This window comes from Caballeronia sp. LZ019 (assembly GCF_031450825.1).
GTDB lineage: Bacteria > Pseudomonadota > Gammaproteobacteria > Burkholderiales > Burkholderiaceae > Caballeronia.
In genome coordinates this window covers 1-18,224 of sequence record NZ_JARTVZ010000004.1, presented here as the reverse complement: position 1 = coordinate 18,224, position 18,224 = coordinate 1, and the positions used below count along the sequence as shown (strand labels likewise).

At 61.7% G+C, this 18,224-nt stretch carries 14 protein-coding genes, 2 pseudogenes and 1 other annotated feature; of the genes and pseudogenes, 8 read left to right on the top strand and 8 right to left on the bottom strand.

Features of this window, described 5'->3' with window-relative positions; all coding sequences use genetic code 11:
- Window positions 1-16 precede the first annotated feature (16 nt).
- The gene (locus tag P9255_RS11925) at window positions 17-1,507 is read right to left on the bottom strand and encodes a DNA polymerase Y family protein (RefSeq protein ID WP_309789541.1); all 1,491 of its coding nucleotides are present in this window, start codon (window positions 1,505-1,507) and stop codon (window positions 17-19) included.
- Window positions 1,431-2,153 (bottom strand): translesion DNA synthesis-associated protein ImuA, encoded by a 723-nt coding sequence (gene imuA / locus P9255_RS11920; RefSeq protein WP_309789540.1) that lies wholly within the window; start codon window positions 2,151-2,153, stop codon window positions 1,431-1,433. The genes P9255_RS11925 and imuA overlap by 77 nt, the downstream gene beginning before the upstream one ends.
- A gap of 300 nt (window positions 2,154-2,453) precedes the next feature.
- Here imuA and P9255_RS11915 point away from each other — a divergent pair, with 300 nt between their 5' ends.
- The 3 genes from P9255_RS11915 to P9255_RS11905 all read left to right on the top strand — a co-directional run bounded on the left by P9255_RS11915 (window position 2,454) and on the right by P9255_RS11905 (window position 4,178).
- Complete coding sequence (locus P9255_RS11915) at window positions 2,454-2,807, top strand: hypothetical protein (RefSeq protein ID WP_309789785.1); 354 nt, start codon at window positions 2,454-2,456, stop codon at window positions 2,805-2,807.
- Between the two features lie 48 nt (window positions 2,808-2,855).
- Window positions 2,856-3,827 carry an SOS response-associated peptidase family protein gene (locus tag P9255_RS11910; protein WP_309789539.1) on the top strand — a complete coding sequence of 324 codons (972 nt, stop codon included), beginning with the start codon at window positions 2,856-2,858 and terminating at the stop codon, window positions 3,825-3,827.
- A gap of 129 nt (window positions 3,828-3,956) precedes the next feature.
- On the top strand, window positions 3,957-4,178 hold the full coding sequence (locus P9255_RS11905) for a hypothetical protein (RefSeq protein WP_309789538.1): 222 nt from the start codon (window positions 3,957-3,959) through the stop codon (window positions 4,176-4,178).
- Window positions 4,179-4,211: 33 nt separating this feature from the next.
- Here P9255_RS11905 and ligD read toward each other — a convergent pair whose 3' ends face one another.
- The 3 genes from ligD to P9255_RS11890 form a co-directional block, all read right to left on the bottom strand.
- Window positions 4,212-6,176, bottom strand: a complete 1,965-nt coding sequence (gene ligD / locus P9255_RS11900) for a DNA ligase D (protein ID WP_309789784.1) — start codon at window positions 6,174-6,176, stop codon at window positions 4,212-4,214.
- Window position 6,177: 1 nt separating this feature from the next.
- Window positions 6,178-6,447: a hypothetical protein gene (locus tag P9255_RS11895; RefSeq protein WP_309789537.1), complete on the bottom strand. Its 270-nt coding sequence runs from the start codon at window positions 6,445-6,447 to the stop codon at window positions 6,178-6,180.
- Between the two features lie 499 nt (window positions 6,448-6,946).
- A complete protein-coding gene (locus P9255_RS11890) occupies window positions 6,947-7,399 on the bottom strand; it encodes a response regulator (RefSeq protein ID WP_309789536.1) in 453 nt (150 codons plus the stop codon).
- 468 nt (window positions 7,400-7,867) lie between these two features.
- Between P9255_RS11890 and P9255_RS11885 the strand changes: the two genes are divergently transcribed.
- Both P9255_RS11885 and P9255_RS11880 read left to right on the top strand, forming a co-directional pair.
- Window positions 7,868-8,080, top strand: coding sequence for a hypothetical protein (locus P9255_RS11885; protein ID WP_309789535.1), 213 nt, complete (start codon window positions 7,868-7,870; stop codon window positions 8,078-8,080).
- 113 nt (window positions 8,081-8,193) lie between these two features.
- Entirely contained in the window at window positions 8,194-8,574 is a 381-nt protein-coding gene (locus P9255_RS11880) for a response regulator (RefSeq protein WP_309789534.1), read from the top strand.
- Window positions 8,575-8,645: 71 nt separating this feature from the next.
- Here P9255_RS11880 and P9255_RS11875 read toward each other — a convergent pair whose 3' ends face one another.
- The 3 genes and pseudogenes from P9255_RS11875 to P9255_RS11865 form a co-directional block, all read right to left on the bottom strand.
- A complete protein-coding gene (locus tag P9255_RS11875) occupies window positions 8,646-10,139 on the bottom strand; it encodes a diguanylate cyclase (protein WP_309789533.1) in 1,494 nt (497 codons plus the stop codon).
- Between the two features lie 1,743 nt (window positions 10,140-11,882).
- Window positions 11,883-12,959, bottom strand: a pseudogene (locus tag P9255_RS11870) (alkene reductase).
- 22 nt (window positions 12,960-12,981) lie between these two features.
- Window positions 12,982-13,749, bottom strand: coding sequence for an SDR family oxidoreductase (locus tag P9255_RS11865; protein WP_309789532.1), 768 nt, complete (start codon window positions 13,747-13,749; stop codon window positions 12,982-12,984).
- 104 nt (window positions 13,750-13,853) lie between these two features.
- Here P9255_RS11865 and P9255_RS11860 point away from each other — a divergent pair, with 104 nt between their 5' ends.
- The 3 genes and pseudogenes from P9255_RS11860 to P9255_RS11850 all read left to right on the top strand — a co-directional run bounded on the left by P9255_RS11860 (window position 13,854) and on the right by P9255_RS11850 (window position 18,106).
- On the top strand, window positions 13,854-14,798 hold the full coding sequence (locus P9255_RS11860) for a LysR family transcriptional regulator (RefSeq protein ID WP_309789531.1): 945 nt from the start codon (window positions 13,854-13,856) through the stop codon (window positions 14,796-14,798).
- 686 nt (window positions 14,799-15,484) lie between these two features.
- On the top strand, window positions 15,485-16,477 hold the full coding sequence (locus tag P9255_RS11855) for a hypothetical protein (protein ID WP_309789529.1): 993 nt from the start codon (window positions 15,485-15,487) through the stop codon (window positions 16,475-16,477).
- 387 nt (window positions 16,478-16,864) lie between these two features.
- Window positions 16,865-18,106: pseudogene (locus P9255_RS11850) on the top strand (IS3 family transposase).
- Window positions 17,167-17,283 (top strand) — a sequence feature (AL1L pseudoknot). (Overlaps the previous pseudogene by 117 nt.)
- Window positions 18,107-18,224 lie beyond the last annotated feature (118 nt).

Sequence of the window (18,224 nt, the reverse complement as noted above, 5' to 3'; positions counted from 1 at the left end):
CCACCTGCTTATCCGCTTAGCCGAACAGGCCGTGAAGAAACCAGCGCGTCTCCTCGGTTTTGACGCTCGGGCGTTCGCGGTAGATCCAGTAGCAGCTCTTGTCGTCCGCTTCCGCGACGAAGTAATCGCGCGTCACCAGTGCGCCGTCATGCCATCCGGCCTCGATGCGTTCGCCGGTCGAAACGAGCTTGAGCGGCGAGCCGTAGAACGGACGATGGTTCTTGACCATCAACCGCAACGGCACATGCAGCAGCCAGGTGGGCCGCGGCAGATCATCAGGCGCGGCGAGGGTGGAGGGCGCGAGGGTCGCGGCGTGCGTCCTTGGGCTGCCTTGTACGGGCACCCACTGATTGGCGTGTTCGGGGCGATGATCGGGCGCGGGCGCGGGCCGCAGCACATTTTCGGGGCCGAGGCGCGCAGCCAGTAACTCCAGCAGCTGGTTATGGTCTTGCGCGGATCCACCGGGTTCGGGGAACAGCGAATCGCTGGGCGGTTCAGCCGCGCGCACGTCCGAGGCCGTCAGCCGCACGGCGATCACCGCGGCTTCGAGCTCGGTGCGCCCGAGTCGCTCTTTCAGGAGACGCACCAGGTGCTCCTCATGCCAGGTCGGTTCGGCGAGCGCGATCTCGATCAGCGTCGGCTCGATAGCCTGCCGTCCGCGTTCATGCTCGAGCGTGATCGTGGCATGCGTGAGCGCCAGTTGCTGGGCGGTGAGCCATCCGCAGAGCTGCACGACGAGTCGCCGCGCGGAAAAGAGAATGGCTTCGGCATGCTCGACGCGATCAGGCAGCTCGACGCGTGCGCTGAAGGTCGGCGGCAGTTCGAGCCATTCGTGCAGTTCAGGCGCCAGGCCATAGGCCCGGTCCAGGGAATCGAGTAAGTCCACGCCACACCTCTTTTTCAAACCTGCACGAGGCAGGCGTTGGATATCACCCAGGACGCGGCAGCCCAGTCCACTGAACCAGTCGGCGAACGGCCGCAGCTCCGGCACCACCATGAACGGCAAGGCGCCCAAGTGACGTTCAAGCGAACGCATCTTGAGCACCCGCCGGCGGCCGGCCTTGGCGAGCAGCCACGCGCCCCGGCCGGTGGGCGCCGCGCTCATGCGCGCGGTGACGCCGATGGTCTTGACGATGTCCTTGATTTGCCTGCACACGTGCAGAACGCCGCCGAAGAGCCGTAAGCTCGCGGTGACGTCAACGACGATGGTTTCCTCTTCGCAAACTGCCACCTGCGGCGAGAAACGCAGCAGCGCGATGGCCACCTCGCGCTGCATTCCGTGTTCGCGCTCCGGGCTGCGATCGAACATCAGCGCCTCCGACGCGAGCGTCGTGACCCCACCGCGCTTCGTCCCCACTCGCACGCCTGCGTCTTTCGCCACCGCATCGAGCACAATGACTTTGTCGCGCTCGAGCACCACGCACCCGTGCTCAGACGGAGGCGACCACCTCGGTCTGAACACCTCCAGCGACAGCCGGGGCAAGTGAATGGCGACGAATACGGCCATAGGGACTCAGCAAGATCGGCGACGGTTGTAAGGTGACGGTCAAGGGCTCAGTTCGGTTGGGGCCGCGTCGTTTAATCATGTCAACTGCAATTCCGCCCTCTGCCGGTCTCACGCCAAGCCGTAGGCTCGCCGGCGACGCATCTTGGGCGCTGGCCAACGGCCGCACCAGAATCAGCAACGTCTCGGTCGCCTGAGCGGCCAGATGTAAGCGTCGCAAAGCCTCGGAGCGGACGTGCTGTTGCCAGAACAGCAGCGCACCGCAACTGCCGGCCTGCAGCACGCGCTCCGCGCACCACAAGGCGTCCGCCGTCTTCGATGCGCGCAGCCACATCAGTTTCTCCAGCGGCACGCCGAGGTACGAGAACGCCAGCGCATTCGGCACATGGGGCGCCTGCAGCAGCACGACGGGGCGGTGAGCGTCGTGGGCGACGCGTGTGAGCGCCGGACGCAGCAGACGCATTTCACCGACGCCCGGCTGCTGAACCAGCAACTCCACGAGTGCACCCAGCGGCCAGCCGCCGCCGGGCAACTCCGCCGACAACGCCGCATAGCCGGTGTCAACGGTCTTCCCGTAGGCGCGCGCGAGCTGCGATCCGAGCCACAGGTTCGGATGAATGGACTCGACATGTTTGGGCAGGGCCGCCATTGTGCATAAGTACTGTATATATGTACAGTACTTTACCTCGAAACTCGCAACTGGTATTGCGCCCTTTTTGTCGCTATCGGTCGGTCGGGCGACTATCCTGCTGGGCACTGCCCTGTGAAAGTAGGACCAGCGCTGGCAGGGGCGGATCGGTAACTAGGACTTGGCGCCACCCAAAGCCGCGTCCGAGGAACGCGATGTGATGTTGATTCCGGCGCCTACGCCCGCACTTGCTACCGAGCGTTGGCAATCAAAGTGAGCGACGCCATCAGGAAACGAAGCAGGGACGAAACGAATCGACGTATGGCCGGATCTGATATCAACGACGTGACGGATGGGTCGGACGCGCGCGCCGAGCTGCTGTGCTTCCTGGTCGCGACCGTCGCAGCCTCCCATTCGCTCACGTATGAGTGGCGAATCGACCATCTCGTGGAAAGCTGCCGCCTCTGGCTTCGACGCAACCACCTCTGGATGGATTGGCTCGAGCGCGTGCGCCTAGGCCAACTGGCGCTCAAGATCGCCAAACGAGACCTGAAAGGCGCCGGCATCGCGGTGCGGCAGTCGAACATCCAGGCGCTCTTCACGGGTGACATGCAACTCAACTATTCGTGCACCGTCATCAAGAAGATGCTGGCGCTGTGCAAAGAGGCGCTCTGACGTCCTGCGCCTTGGCGTTCGCCATCACAACAATGGGGAATCTGACGGATGTGTTACTCAGCGCAAATCCAGGCCGACTATCGCCGCTATGTGAAGATGTTCGGCGCACAGATGGACATCCGCGAGTTCGCGCGACTGTTCTGGGAGCGCGCCGAGGGCAGCAAGGTAAAAATCCCGAAAGCGATGGAAGACGGCTTCCGTGAGCCTCAGACCGATGACGAGCGCGAGATCAAGACTTTGATTGATCGGTACAACGCGGAACAGGCGACCAAGGTCGAGCAGGAACTTTTTAAGCAGCGAACGCGACTGGCCGATGCTGAGCGCACGCTGCAGATGAAGACGACGAAAGCAGCGACCGAAGGCAAGCGCATCGCGACTGACAAGATCGATGCGGCGTTACGGCGACTCGCCGACTCCGGACGAACCGAACAAGAGCCCCGTGACTCGCGCATCTTTCCCGGCTACTACGCGCCGGTCCTCGTAATCGAGGACGGGCAGTACGTGGTCAAGCCGATGCGCAATCAATGCCGCATCGCGGGCAAACCTGCGAACTACGACATCAAATATCCAGGCACGTACAACGCGCGGCGCGACAGCCTGGACAAGTTCTGGAAGCCGTGTTTTGGCCATACGCACGGCCTGCTGCTCGTCAACGTCTTCTATGAGAACGTCACGCGCGCGAAGTGCGAGAATACCTTATTCGAAACGCATGGCGGACCGCAGGCGCCGGGCGAGAACGTCGTCCTCGAGTTTCGTCCCAACAACGGCCAGTTGCTGATGGTCGCGTGCCTGTGGTCCAGGTGGACGGCACCCGGTCAGCCGGATCTGTTGTCTTTCGCCGCCATCACGGATGAACCGCCTGCCGAGGTGGAAGCTGCGGGTCACGACCGCTGCATCGTGCCGATCAAGCGAGAGCACGTTGACGCCTGGTTGAATCCGCAGGCGTCCGACCGCGCCGCGCTCGATGCCATTCTGGAAGATCGCGACCGGCCTTACTACAAGCATCGACTCGCGGCGTAAAGGTGGCGTTGGTGGCGTTGGTGGCGTAGTGGCGACCAGCGGTGATGCTTTGGCCGGCGACGTTTGGCCGAAAACGCTCGGAACGCTCCTTGCTCGTCTGTCGTTGTTCTTTTCTCAGGAGATGCGACGATGGCAGGTGACAACTCGTATAAGCCCGGTGAAATCGTCAAGGTGTCCGGTATCTATTCCGTGGTTCACGAGGATGGCAAAGACACCTTCGAAGTGACGTGTGTCGAGGGTGAGCACTTCCCGCCCACGCGCAGTGGCAAGGGCGCGCACTATGAGCTCAAATACGGCGCGACGCACTCGCATAAGCATGGCGAGCTTAAGGGCACCGAAGCGCGGGGCTAGCGTTCGATTCGCGAGCGTGAGATTGCGACATCCTTAGCGCTTCACGCCGACCGCCCGGCGCATCGCGGCCGTGATCCCTTGCCGCGTGCGCCAGTAGCCTTCCCACGGATCAGTGGTGAGCGTGCGTTGTCGGTGGACGGCTTGCGCCATCGTCCATTGGTCGCCGCTTCTCACGTCATTCAACTCATCCCACGAGACCGGCATCGACACCGCCATGCCGGGGCGCGCGCGCACGGAAAACGCGGCCACCGTACTCGCGCTCCGACCGTTGCGCAGGTAGTCGATGAAGATCTTGCCCACGCGGTTCTTCGGACCGAGGACTGCTGAAAAGCGCTGCGGCACCACGCGCGTCATGTGCTGGGCGACCGCCTGCGAGAACAGCTTGACCTCCTCCCAACCTTGTCGCCGGTTGAGCGGCACGACAATGTGAAAGCCCTTGCCGCCACTGGTCTTCGCGAACGAGCGCAATCCCAGCTCATCCAGCACCACCTTCACGAGCGCTGCCGCTTCCAACATGGCCGACCACGGCAAGGCTGGGTCGGGATCCAGATCGAAGATGACGCGATCCGGATGCTCCAGATCAGGTGCCGCGCCATTCCATGAGTGAATCTCGACGACGCTCATCTGCGCGAGTCCGACCAGCGCGTCCGCGGTATTCGCCACCAGCAGCGGCTTGTGTCCCGGATACAGACTGACGGGCAACCCTTCCATGCCAGGGATGCGGGCGCGCTCGGAGTGCTTCTGAAAGAACAGCTCGCCGGCAATGCCGTCCGGCGCGCGCACGAGCGCAAGGGGTCGTGCATGCAGATAGGGCAGTGCCCACTCCGCGATGGCGTCGTAATAACTTACGATGTCGAGCTTGGTGAGGCCCGACGCCTGATCCATCACGCGCTGCGGATTGCTGATCTTGATGTCGCCCACGATGACCGTCCCGCGCGGACCGGGCCTTTCGCGGGTCGAGCCGATTTGCTCGGGACCCTCGACCCGCGGTTCGGTGATGACCTTTTCTTCCGTCACCGCACGGGCAGGCTTGTCTTCGCGCAGCGCATGAAAGACCGGATGGCGGACTTCACCGTTGGGCGTCCATTCAAGAAAGGCGACCTCCGCGACGATGTCAGGCTTGAGCCAGTAAAACTCGCGATCGCGCTCGGGTTCCGGCGCGTTATAGAAGGCGGGTTGAGCCTGCTGCAAAGCCTGAGCGCGCTTGCTGAAGGCAGCGCTTCGCCCGGGCGTGAGGTGGGGTGCAACGTGCCCGGAATATCGGAGCGTGCCATCTGGCTCGTAGACGCCCAACAACAAGGCGCGCACGCCGGATTTCGCGCCCTTCACACGCGAAAACCCGCCGACCACGAACTCTTGTCTGAGGTTGCACTTGAGCTTGATCCAGTCGTTGGAGCGTCCGGACCGGTAAGGCGCATCGGCCCGCTTGCCGATAATGCCTTCGAGCTGCATCTTGCAGGCGGACGCCACTAGCGAGGCCGGATCCTCGGCGAAATCGTCCGAATACCGTAGGAGCGGGTTTTCAACGCTTTTCATCAACTCGTGCAGTAGTGCTCGCCGCGCACGCAGCGGCTGTTCGCGGATGTCGGTGCCGTTGAGCCACAAAAGGTCGAAGACAAATAGGACGATATCGGCTGTACTGCGCCGGTCGAATGCGTTCTGCAGCGCATTGAAGTCGGGCTTGCCCGTCGCATCAAGGACGACCGCCTCGCCGTCAATCCATGCGGTATCGACCGGTAGGTCTTCAAGCGCAGCGCGCAGCCGCGGCATGCGCTCCGTCCAGTCGTGGCCGTTGCGCGTAACCAGCTCGACGTCGCCCCGTTCGATGCGCGCGAGCATGCGATAGCCGTCGAACTTGATCTCGTAGGACCAGTCGCCTTCGCCAGGATGGCGCTCAACCAGCGTCGCCAGTTGCGGCTCGATGAGCACAGGCATTTCGCCTGGCAGCGCGTCAGGTGCGCGCACGCGTGTCGCGCGTGGTCCGCTCCAGCGCCCCATCTCAGTCGTCCGCGCCCGGCGGCAAGCCACCGCCGTCATCAGTCTCATCGTCCTTCCAATAAAGATTCGGCGGATGAAGCGCCTGCGTCGTGTCAATCCCGGCCATCTGAAGGGCTGCATCGATGCACTCGAGTTCGCGATCGAAGCGCATCGGCCAGCGCGACGGCGGTTCACCGTCGCCTAATAGCGTCATGCCGTCATGGATGACGAGGGCGTATCGGGCAACGAGCAGCGCATCGACGAGCTGGGCTTCCCGTTTGGCTTGTTCCAAGAATGTAGTCGCTTTCATGGCGGCGCCTCCCGCACTGGATTTACGCAAGCGTTGCGCCTGGGGAGCGAAAGCACGGTAAGCCGTTGCCTATGTGAGACACGTTGAAGAGGACTTGCAGTTGAGCGCTAAGGGTTTATACTGGGGTTGTCTCCTCCATGTCCACCGATATGGATTCAACCCGCTCAACTGAGCGGGTTTTTTCTTAGGTCCGCCTGTTTTCTTCCACCGAGCCGCAGTGCCGCTCCACCATCCGTCGACGTGGATGCGTCGTAGTCCTCATGATCTGAAGGACGGCGTACCATTAAAGCTAATCCTAATAATACGAGTTATCAGGATTGGGATGTGGCCCAGCCGTCTTCGTGTTCCGCAGAAGCTCTTGTGCCCGAACCGCGGCGCGAACGTCTCCCGACAAACGAGACGCTGACGCAACAAAGGACCAGCACAGGTCGGTGTTTATGGGGCAAGGCACAATGCGCTTTGGTCTCATCGAAACCGGTAGTTAATCGCGGTTGGACTGTCTAAAGTGCGGGGGATGCTCGTTATGTTGCGCCCACATCTTGCTGATTTGCGAGACAGCCGCCAAGAATGCTTGGAAGTCGCCGTCCTTGATGACGTAGCCATTAGCTCCTAAATCGTAAGCGGTGGCAATATCGCCCTGATAGCTTGATGAAGTGAGCATAACCACTGGCACCGTGCGCAGAACAGGCTCTTCGCGCATAGCTTGCAGGACCTCCAGCCCGTTTACCCGCGGCAACTTAATATCGAGCAGCACGAAGTCGGGATCCAGCCCACCGCGGTCACTGAATCGTTGTTTCCGCAGTAGAAAGTCGAGCGCTTGCTGACCATCGCCGACGGTCACAATCGGGTTGGCGGCGCCGGTGCGTTCCAAGGCGAGGAGCAATAGGTCGAGATCATTTAGATTGTCCTCAACGACGAGGATTGGACGTTGCATTGCAGATTAATTTAGTTGACAGGTAATTTTGACTTTTGTGTTTGCTCTCTAGCAGGGGCGCTGTGCTGGAGAACCAGCACGGGCGCGACTGTCCCTGATCGACCGAGAGCCACGTTGGTTTCCACAACGTGGCTTACACCCGCGTAGCGTCTTGATCGTGCGTGCAGCGATTCTAGCAACCCGATCGGTCTCGGCGCACACCCCTCCGTGAGATTGGTGCGATGACCAATCTGCGGCAATGCGAACAGCTCCCACGGATGCACGCGTGCAAGCCCGGTGACATGCGCGCGACCGATCAGTCTCGCATTGTCGCGAGCGGGGGATAGGCACGGCCTCACGCGTTTTCATGCGCGCCAGTTTGGAATGAAATCAGTGACGGACTGGTAAGCTTATTTATCGGCCTAGCCGCGATGCCGGCTGTGGCACCGCGCTTCCGTCATCTATAGTGAGATAGACAGGAGGCCTTCAATGCCGCAATCCATCGAGATCAAGGTTGAAAGGCAATCCGGCGGCTGGGTTTGGGCTGCGGTGTTGCACGGAGCAAGCGGCGGTGAGCCCGTCGTACTGAGACAATCGCCGGAAGCGTTTCCAACTGAGGATGACGCCCGGCAAGATGCAGGACTTGTGGTACCGGCCCTTTCCGGCAAGTCAGGGCAGCGGGTGGACGAAAGTAAGGAATAGGCATTGCTGCTTGTTAGAGACGACGGTCTCTTTAGTTACCGACAATGCCTGGCGCGCCCGCTCCGCTTTTGAAAATCTGGAATCCTGGCCCATTTGCAGGTGTTACCCCACCCGTGGCGGTCCTCATCGTCGATGATGACATCGCGGGCGCCGAAGCGCTCGCTGCTGCGCTCGCAACTGAGGGAATCCGAACAATCGTCGCCGATGGCGGGACTTCTGCCCTCATGACGTCGCCTGCCTGGACGCCGCATGTTGTCATACTCGACATCGAAATGCCGGCTTGCGACGGATTCGGCGTGGCATTAGCGATGCGCGGATCACGCCGTTTCGCAAACACACCGATCATCGCGTATACCTCGCTGGATGAGACGGAAGTCATCGAGCGCGGCAAGGAAGCGGAAATCGACGCTTTTCACAGAAAAGGAGATCCCTTGCGGTGCCTGCTTAGACTAATCGATCACCTTGCGCCCGGTGTGGCGGCAAAGATCCCATGATGCAGGGGCACACCGGACACTTGCGGCCTTCTCTGATCCGACTTCGCTTGTGTTCAGCGTTGGCGACCGACTTAGACCGAATCAGCGTGCGGCATGGCCCTGAGCGCGAGGCCGGCATCTGCGACGCTTACGCGATTGCGGCCTGCACGTTTAGACGCATAGAGCGCTTCGTCGGCCAATCGAAGCGCGTCAGCAAGGTCGACCAGCTCGACGAGCGCTGCGCCGGGCGGAAAATCGCATATGACATAGCCAATGCTCACGGTCATCGGCGCCCGCAAACCGACGGAGCCCGATCCGCTCGCGCGCTTCAATGATTCAGACTCGACGTCACTGCGGATCGATTCGGCGACGCCTGCTGCATGCTGAGCGTCCGTATCGGCGAGCGCCAGGACAAACTCCTCCCCGCCATAGCGCGCAGCGAGGTCGCTGCCGCGGCGTGCATAGCGCGCGAGACACTCGGCGATCAGCTGAAGCGCCCGATCGCCTGCGTCGTGACCATGCTGGTCGTTGTACGCCTTGAAGTTGTCCGCGTCGATGAAGTACAGCGCGACCGTCAAGCGGTTCCGGGTTGCCAATGCCCACAGCTCTTCAAGCGCGGCGTCCAGCGTCCTGCGGTTGGCCAGCCCGGTGAGCGCGTCGGTTCCTGCGATGTGCAACAGTTTCGCCTGCGCGGCGTCACGTTGCCGTAACGCCAGAAAGAGCAACCAGACGGCGAAGGTAAAGCAGCCCGTGACGATTAGAACCAGGGCCGCCACGATCAGCGAACGCCGCTTCCATTCGGCGGTCACGTCTTGCAGCGACGGCGACATCGAGACGATCAGATTGCTTCCACGCACGCGAGCAAACGTGTAGACGCGCTCGACCCCGTCCATCGGAGAGGCGGCGACGTAGGACCCGCTCTTGGACGTCAGCAGCGTCGCGAGGCTTGGCGAATTCAGCGTCGGTGGCAACAAGCCCTCAGGCAGCCCCGGGTTCCTCGCCAGCAACGTGCCGTCCGTCTGAATCACGAACGCCGAGCCGTGAGGTCCGACTTGCAACTTGTCCACCATCTGCTGGAAGTACTTGAGGTCGATGGCAAGCATCGCAACGCCCGCGAAGCGCCGGTCGCTTTCGGCCGTAATGCGACGGCTCAGGGCGATCGATACGTTGCCATTCCTCAAGCGCGATCGGAATGGCGCAGACACGTACAGTCCAGCGTCAGGCCGGTTGCGATGGACGATGAAATAGTCGCGGTCGGCGAAGTTGGCGAGAATCGTCCTGCCGCCGGGCTCCTCCGAAACGGCGCCGAATGCGTCGAGCGCGTAGATGCCGCTGATGTAGCCGGCAATCGTGGATCGATCGAACAGGACTTTGCGACGCATCCCGGGTGTGAGCGTCGCGACAGCGGGATCCTGCATGCCCTCGACCACCGCCTGCAGCGCCAGGTCATATACCTCCAGATTGCGTGCGACTTCCCCTGCCATGGCGGAGACGACGTTGGCCGAGTTTTGCGTTGCCCGATGGATCGCCTCCTGGCGACCTTCGATTAACACAACGCTCGTGATGCCCACGACAAGCACGCTCATCACGGTCGCGCCGATTGCCAGCCAAAGTGGTCTTCGGATTGCCGATGTCGCGGACCTGCCGAGCAGAGACGTCAGATGCAACTCTGGATTGAGTTTTCCGGCGGACTGGCGGCGCACTTGCCCTCTCACCCCGTTATTGTGGTAGCACGGGACAGAAATCCCGCAAGATGCCTGAGGCTGCGGCCTGTAACCGAGCGCAATGTGATAGCTCTCACCCGGTACAGCCGAGGCAAAGACGATCACTCGGCGGCGTAGCCGTATCCTGCCCGAATTCATCGCGATGTCAACCTGCTTACGTCGATGCTGTCGAGCACTTTGGGGCTACCGAAAGTGAAGCAATAAACAGCTAACGGCTTTAGAGGCGCCGATATCGTTCGAGGACTGCCCGAACGGGTCATTAAAAGCCCTTCGCTGCCAGGCGCAGCGAGGAAGAAACGGCATGATCGAAACAGAGGGCGAAAAAGAAAAAGCCCGCTGACCAGGCGCGGGCGAAAGGTTGCGTGCAACGAGAGAGGGCACGCATAAACAGCCTAGGCCCCGGGGCGGTAAGTAAGCAAAAACACCGAGCAGTGGTCGCTAACCCTCGCTCGGTTGTTGCGTCCGCTCCTTGCCCCAGCACCGGGCGCTCGCTTTTCTCCATTTCCGCTTCTGCACTTGATGTACCAATCTTCCTGTTCACCTCGGCGGGCCACCGCCGTTTCCCCGCGCAGAGGAGCAAACTGGCTAATACGTTTATTGACCGTGCGACCTAAACGGCAGCCCTGGCAAGCCACCAACGAATAACAAGGCACGGACTGCGGTAACGACAGCGCCCGAGTTCTCGGCCGCGGTAGAAGCACTGGCGGGCCGGGAGGGAACCGACCACGGCCGCGACTATCCTGCTTGAGTGTATGGAATCGCTCAAGTGGGACGATAGGCGGTAGGCTAGCCTTTGATGCAGTAAGACTGGGACTGAGTGCCTATCTACTTGTAGAACGGCGCATTGCCTGGGCAACAAACGAGCGTCGAAGAGACGAACACTGGAGACGGGCATGCGCGCTTGGGAGCCGCACGGATGTCATTCGTATGCAATAGCCCGCTTTGGGCGCGCGGTGGACCGCTTCATTCAAGCTGAAACGAAGGCAGACCGCGAGCAGGCCATGAGGTGGGCGCGAGCTTGGCAGCGTTTGGGCGAACTGGCCCATCTGCGAGGGCAATTACGCGCGAGCCGCTAGCGCCCGCAGCAGTGGCGAGACGGCGACTATCCGCGTCGATGGACGCGAATCTAGTCATGCACCTTTCCGTCAGCGGCACATCTCTCGGGCGCGGGACGCAGAAGTGATCATCACGCGTTTTCGTGCTTCCCAGTTTGGCAAAAACAGCGCCGGAGATAAGAAAACCTATCACTCACGTCAGGCGCGGCTCGCAGGACGGTCGTTGCCGCTTTGCAGTGCCGGCGTCTTACCCGAATCACCGCGCGGAGCGCCGACCGCGCGGCGCCAGACGACTAGACCACTAGACGACTCACGCCATTCCGGCCAGACTACGCTCCAAACCGGTCGGGAGGCCAGTTTCAGATTCGCGGATTGCAATGCCGGTAAGCGGCCGTTGGTGACCTCACCTAATCGGCCATGAGCGGCCGGTCGAGGTCGTCGTCCAAATCGGCTACGGACGCCTCCTCCGCGCTCGCTGAATGGCCGTTGTTGGGTAAGCTAATTGCCGCCCGCACTGCCTCAAGCCGCCCAACAGCGGACGTTCGTCTGTTCAGGCAAGAGCGGTATAGTCGAGATAGCCTTCGCGCCCCTGCGTGAACCACAACGCGCCGTTATCGGCCGCCAACGGAGCGCCTGCGCTGAAACGCTGCGGCAAATCTGGATTTGCGATGAACGGTCGGCCAAAGGCGATGGCGTCCGCCTCTTTGCCGGCGATGGCCGCCGCCGCACGATCGAGACCGTAATCCGAATTCAGGATGGTCACGCCCGCAAATGCCTTCCTGATGGCTGGCGCGAAGGGCGGCCGATCTGACGCGCCGAAAGTCCCGTTCATCGGCGGCTCGCGTAATTCCAGATGCGCGACACCGAGCGCCGATAGTGTCCGCGCCGCGGCGACGAACACAGGCTCGGGATCGCTGTCGCGCACACCCTGGTCCGTGCCGTTGGGCGTGAGCCGTACTCCGGTGCGGCCAGCGCCGGCTATCTCGATCACCGCCTGCGTCACTTCCTTCAGCAGCCGGATGCGATTCTCGACGCTGCCGCCGTAAGCGTCGTCGCGGAAGTTGGTGCCGTCGCGCAGGAACTCGTCGATTAGATAGCCGTTGGCGGCATGCACCTGCACACCATCGAATCCTGCGCGCAAGGCATTTCGCGTAGCGCGGCGAAAATCGTCGAGGAGCGCAGGCACTTCGTCCGTGCGCATGGGTCTGCCCGCGACGTACGGCTGCTTGCCGCGATAGGTATGCGCGTGTCCCGGCGCGGTCGTGCCCGAAGCCGATAACGGCTACGCGCCGCCATTGAAGCTGGGATGCACGGTGCGCCCCATGTGCCAGAGCTGGGCGATGATGCGCCCGCCGGCCGCGTGTACCGCTTCGGTGACGCGCAGCCAGCCCGCCACCTGTTCGTCGGACCAGAGGCCGGTCGCGAAGGGCCATCCCAAGCCCTGCTGCGAGATGCCGATCGCCTCGCTGATGATGAGTCCGGCGCTCGCGCGCTGGGCGTAATACTGCGCCATGATCGATGTCGGCACGTGATCCTGCGTACCTCGCGCGCGCGTCATCGGCGCCATGAAGATGCGGTTCGGCGCTTCGATATCACCCAGCCGGATAGGGTCGAAAAGCGTGGTCATGTCTTTCTCCGTTGGCTTCGGGTTACACGAGGCGCGCGCCGCCATCGACGTTGAGCGTCGCGCCGTTCATGAAGCCATTGGTCATCAGGAACACCACGCCCGCGCCTGCTTCACTGGCTGTGCCGAGACGGTGCAGCGGCAGCGTCTTCTCCATGTTTGCGACGACCGCCTCGCGCGCGTCGCCGAGCGCCTTGCGCAGGATCGGCGTATCGATCGGACCGGGCGACAGCGTGTTGACGCGCACCGGCGCGAGTTCGAGCGCGAGGCCGCGCGCGAGCGCTTCCATCGCAGCCGATGCTGCCGCGAGCACCGCGGTGCCGTAGGCGTTCGGACGGTCGGCGAGACTGCCCGAGATGAACGTGATCGAGCCATCGGCGCTCAAGCGGTCGCCCAGCGCGCGAATGACGTACACGGCCGCCCAGATGCGCTCCTCGAAGGCGTTCCGCAGATGCGCGACGTCCGCCTCGCGCACCGTCCCCGCGACGAAAGTGCCGGCCAGCAAGACCAGATGATCGACCTTCGGAATGTCGCGGACCGCCTGTTGCAGCGCGTGTGCGTCGGTCACGTCGGCTGCGCGCCATCCGGCGAAGCCATGTTGCGCGGCGACGCGTTGAGCCGTGTTCGCCGATCGGCCTACGACGATGACCTCCGCGCCCGCGCGCTTCGCCTGAAGAGCCGCATCGAGCCCGATTCCAGACGTTCCGCCGAAGATCAGTGCGGTCTTGCCTGCCAATGCGCCGTTGGCGACTTCCGTGGCCTGTGCTTTCTGCGCTTCCGTGTTCGCGTTCATGTCCTTCTCCTTTTTGACTTCGCCGGTGTGGCGTCGATGGAAGAAGGTTAATTCGCGAAACCGCGCTTGATAATCGGGCTGCCGTTCGCTCTAATGATGCCATCATGGAACAAATCGTCGTCGAAAGGCTGACTGGGCTGATCGCATTCGCGCGTGCCGCATCGCTTGGCAGCTATACGGCTGCCGCGCGTTCGCTGTCCGTTTCGCCATCGGCCATCAGCAAGAGCATCCAGCGGCTGGAGCAGCATTTTGGACTCAGGCTGTTCAGCCGGACCACGCGCTCACTGACGCTGACGCCGGAGGGACGCGATCTTCTGGAGCGCACGCAACGCTTATTGCGCGAGGCGGAAGGTATCGAGCAAGGCGTGGCCGCCGCGCGCGCGGAGCCGGCTGGAACGCTCAAGGTGACGGCGCCACTGCCCGTCGGCGTGAACATCCTTGCGCCCGCGTTGTCCGCGTTTCGCCGGCAGCATCCGAAAGTGACAGTCAACGTGCGCCTGAGCGATCGATACGTCGATTTGATCGAGGAGGGCGTGGATGTCGCCATTCGCGTCGGCGATCCCGGCGACACGCGGTTGATCGCGCGCCGTCTCGCACCGCATCGGATTTGCGCGTTCGCGTCGCCGGAATATCTGGAGGAGCGAGGCGTCCCGCAGCATCCTAACGATCTCTTGCGACACGATTGCGTGAACTTCAGATATCAGTCAACCGGACAGGAGGCTGCGTGGCCATTCAACGTCGAAGGCAAACTCGTCGAGGTCACGCCTGCGTCGAGCTTAATTATCGACGTGAGCGACGCGATTGCCGCGACGTTGGCGGCCGGCGCCGGTATCGGGATTTCGACGACGTATATCGCGGCGCCATTCGTTCGACGGCACGAACTCGTGCCTGTGCTGCATGAGTTCGCCTACGACCGATTCCATCTGCATGCCGTGTGGCCCGAGAGCCGCCGCAGCAATCCGGCGGTAAAGGCGTTTGTCTGCTTCCTGCAAGAGATCTTTCCGTCGCCCGCGCCCTGGGACGTGCTGGTGCAGGCTCACGCTTCCTAGCGCTTGTCGTCGAGGAATAAGCGGTCATCGATTGAATATGCGACCCGTCACACGCTCGTCCTTCGTCGCATGGAATCTTCGCGCCTTAACCAAGCTCCCGAAAATTTCCATCGCAAAGTCGATGAACACACGCGTCTTCCTGAGATAGAAGCCGCCGCGAAGCGCCAGCATCGCGACACCCAGACCGAGAGACCGAGCCTGGCGGCTTGCGCATGGAGTCGGATTCGTTCATCACATGTCGACGGTCGTACGATCTCGGCTATGGTTTTGTGTGCGCAAGCTCCAACCTACTTGAGAGAGACGGAGACCGTAAACGGCCGCTTAAGGAAACCACGGCTGGCCGTTGTGAGTCGGAGTACGCACTGCCGACTGGCGGCTTCCGGGCAGCGGCATTCCACTGGCCGCTCTCGGGCGATGACTTTAAGGAGCAGTCTGACGCAGGCCGACCCTTCTCGGTCATCCAACACACATAACAGCGGATGGCCGGTAGGAACATAAAGCGGCCCGTCGAAGGCAAGACACACGCGCGCAGCGCCGAATGTCCCATGATCACGAAGCACCGAACGGCGTCAAGGTCAATGTAAGCTTTGCTATATTGGGCGTCGTACGATCATCGGAGGTTAGAAACTGCAGGCCGCTCCGATTGTGCGTACGACCAAATCGGCTCGCCAACTTTCGGAGTTGATATGCCCGAGGGAACTGCGGCACAGCGCGTTGCATCGCCTTACCCCGCGCAATTGCAGGGACGTTGGAGCTTATATTGTCTGGTATTGCTTCTTGGCTTGCTCTCCATGGCCGCTCATGCCGGCGAGCGGTGGCGAGTCGTCATTCTCCCGGGCGCCGATCCTACGCAGCCAGCAGTAGCGATCCAAATCCGAGCACTGCGTAGCGCCGTAACTGCGGCTGCGTTAGATGGCGTCGAGTTTTACACAGACTCCGTTGACGAATTGCGATTCGATCGTGACGACTTGACTCCACAGTTCCTCGCGCTTCTTAAGAAGAAATACGGGAACAAACGAATCGATCTTGTGATTGGCATCGCCGACTTCGCGCTCGATTTCACCACGCGATATCACAGGGACATCTGGCCCAAGACACCCATCCTGATCACAAGCATCGACGAAAGCCGTGTCGCACGCATGCCTCCCGAGTTTGCTTATATCCCTTGGCATTTTGACGCGGACAAGACCATTGCCCTTGCCGAAGCGCTCCAGCCGCAAGCGACACAACTCGTGATCGTGGCGGGAAACAGCAATTTCGACGACTTCACCTCGCGGCTGGCTGAACAGGCGGCTCGATCCCGGCGATCCCGCAAATGGGAGGTGAGCATATGGAGCGGACTTACGCTCCAGGAACTGAAGACTCGGCTTAGCGCACTTGACCCGTCCGCCGCCGCAGTTATCTATACGACGATGTATCGTGACCGTGAAAGCCGAACCTATTTCCCGTTTGAAGTTGTCGCTCCGATCGCGCATGCGTCGCGTGCTCCCATTTACGGGTGGTATCCGACTTACCTGAATCAAGGCCTGATAGGCGGTGCTTTTATAAGCTACGAGGACAACGGACGCCGAGCGGGCGAGCTCGCTGCATCCATCTTGCTTGGCAAGGTATCGCCCCACAGTGCGACTTTGCCGACGCAGCGATCTCGATGCATCGTCGAACAGAGGACAGGCCGATAAATTGGCGGTTCGCTCCGCTCTGATTCCGGACGACTGTGAGCAGATCAATGTGCCTCTATCCCTTTGGAATCAATATCGAGGCACTGTTCTCTTCGTGGCTGCTGTGGTAGCGCTGCAAGCTTTAACAATTGCCGCCTTGCTCTGGCAGCATCGCAAGCGAAGACTCGCCGAAGAAGCCGCAACCGTACGTGCTAACGAGCTCGCCAGAGCTACACGCATCTCGTCTGCCGGTGAGTTGAGCGCATCGATTGCGCACGAAGTTGGGCAACCGCTAGGGGCTATTCTGAGCAACGCCGACGCGGCGGGGATGATCCTGGAGCATCGCGGGTGAACCGCCCCGGAAATGTAGGAGACTTCGGATCTTGGCTGTAACGGGAGATTTGAAGCATGGAAAGCGAAGGCAAGGCACGGAAGCCCACTGGGACGCGATATTCGGATGAGGTCCGTGAGCGAGCGGTGCGAATGGTGTTCGAGCACCAACACGAGTATCAAACGCAGGGGGCGGCGATCCGCTCGATCGCCTCGAAGATGGGAATGTCGCGAGAGACGCTTCGCAACTGGATCATTCAGGCTGAGCGCGACCGTGGCCAACGAGCGGGCGCGACAACTTCGGAATTGGCGCGTCTGAAGGAACTGGAGCGCGAGAATCGTGAATTGCGCACGGCCAACGAGATCCTGCGCAAGGCCTCGGCATATTTCGCGCAGGCGGAGCTCGACCGCCGATCGAAGCCATGATCGCGTTCATCGAAGAGCATCGCGACGTCTACGGTATCGAGCCGATCTGCCGCCTGCTGCCGATCGCGCCGTCGAACGTATTACCGGCACGCCGGGCGGCGCAGTGATCCGGAGCAATGGCCAGCACGAGCGCGCCGCGATGTTGAACTGAAGGCCCTGATCCGGGCGGTCTGGGACGAGAACTTCGGCGTGTATGGTGTGCGCAAGGTCTGGCGCCAGCTGCTGCGCGATGGCGTGAAGGTCGCGCGCTGCACGGTTGCGCGCCTAATGAAGGTGATGGGCCTCGAAGGTGTGCGGCGTGGGCGCCGGATCAAGACGACGCAGCGCGACGATGCGGTGCCGTGCCCGCTGGACCGGGTCAAACGTCAGTTCCGGGCCGAGCGGCCTAACGCGCTGTGGGTCGCGGATTTTACGTATTGCTGGACATGGTCGGGCTTTGTCTATGTGGCCTTCGTGACCGATGTGTTTGCGCGCCGTATCGTCGGTTGGCGCGTGTCAACATCGATGAAGACCGACTTCGTGCTGGACGCGCTGAACCAGGCGTTACACGATCGCCAGCCACCGCCCGGGCTCATTCATCATAGCGATCACGGGTCGCAATATCTCAGCATTCGGTACACCGAACGTTTGGTGGACGTTGGCGTTGAGCCATCAGTCGGAACCGTCGGCGACTCGTACGACAACGCTCTGGCCGAAACGATCAACGGCTTGTATAAGGCCGAAGTTGTGCATCGGCGTTCATGGCCTACGCTCCAAGACGTCGAGCTCGCCACGCTCGAATGGGTTCACTGGTACAACCACCATCGGTTGCTCGGCCCGCTCGGGTACGTATCGCCTGCGGAAGCAGAGGAAGTCTACAATCGGAATCTGGTGCGCTCCGCTCGCGCGGCGTAGCGCCAAACTCGGCGGTCTCCGACAAAGTCGGGGCGGTTCACGAGCCCGAAGTGGCAGAACTTCAGCAGATTCTTGCTGATGTGCGCCGTGATGCAGTACGCGCAAGTCAGGTGGTTCA

Excerpts from the sequence above, each read along its gene's own strand:
- P9255_RS11925 (WP_309789541.1), bottom strand. The coding sequence starts at position 1,507 with ATGGCCGTATTCGTCGCCATTCACTTGCCCCGGCTGTCGCTGGAGGTG.
- imuA (WP_309789540.1), bottom strand. The coding sequence starts at position 2,153 with ATGGCGGCCCTGCCCAAACATGTCGAGTCCATTCATCCGAACCTGTGG.
- P9255_RS11915 (WP_309789785.1), top strand. The coding sequence starts at position 2,454 with ATGGCCGGATCTGATATCAACGACGTGACGGATGGGTCGGACGCGCGC.
- P9255_RS11910 (WP_309789539.1), top strand. The coding sequence starts at position 2,856 with ATGTGTTACTCAGCGCAAATCCAGGCCGACTATCGCCGCTATGTGAAG.
- P9255_RS11905 (WP_309789538.1), top strand. The coding sequence starts at position 3,957 with ATGGCAGGTGACAACTCGTATAAGCCCGGTGAAATCGTCAAGGTGTCC.
- ligD (WP_309789784.1), bottom strand. The coding sequence starts at position 6,176 with ATGGGGCGCTGGAGCGGACCACGCGCGACACGCGTGCGCGCACCTGAC.
- P9255_RS11890 (WP_309789536.1), bottom strand. The coding sequence starts at position 7,399 with ATGCAACGTCCAATCCTCGTCGTTGAGGACAATCTAAATGATCTCGAC.
- P9255_RS11885 (WP_309789535.1), top strand. The coding sequence starts at position 7,868 with ATGCCGCAATCCATCGAGATCAAGGTTGAAAGGCAATCCGGCGGCTGG.
- P9255_RS11875 (WP_309789533.1), bottom strand. The coding sequence starts at position 10,139 with ATGAGCGTGCTTGTCGTGGGCATCACGAGCGTTGTGTTAATCGAAGGT.
- P9255_RS11865 (WP_309789532.1), bottom strand. The coding sequence starts at position 13,749 with ATGAACGCGAACACGGAAGCGCAGAAAGCACAGGCCACGGAAGTCGCC.
- P9255_RS11860 (WP_309789531.1), top strand. The coding sequence starts at position 13,854 with ATGGAACAAATCGTCGTCGAAAGGCTGACTGGGCTGATCGCATTCGCG.
- P9255_RS11855 (WP_309789529.1), top strand. The coding sequence starts at position 15,485 with ATGCCCGAGGGAACTGCGGCACAGCGCGTTGCATCGCCTTACCCCGCG.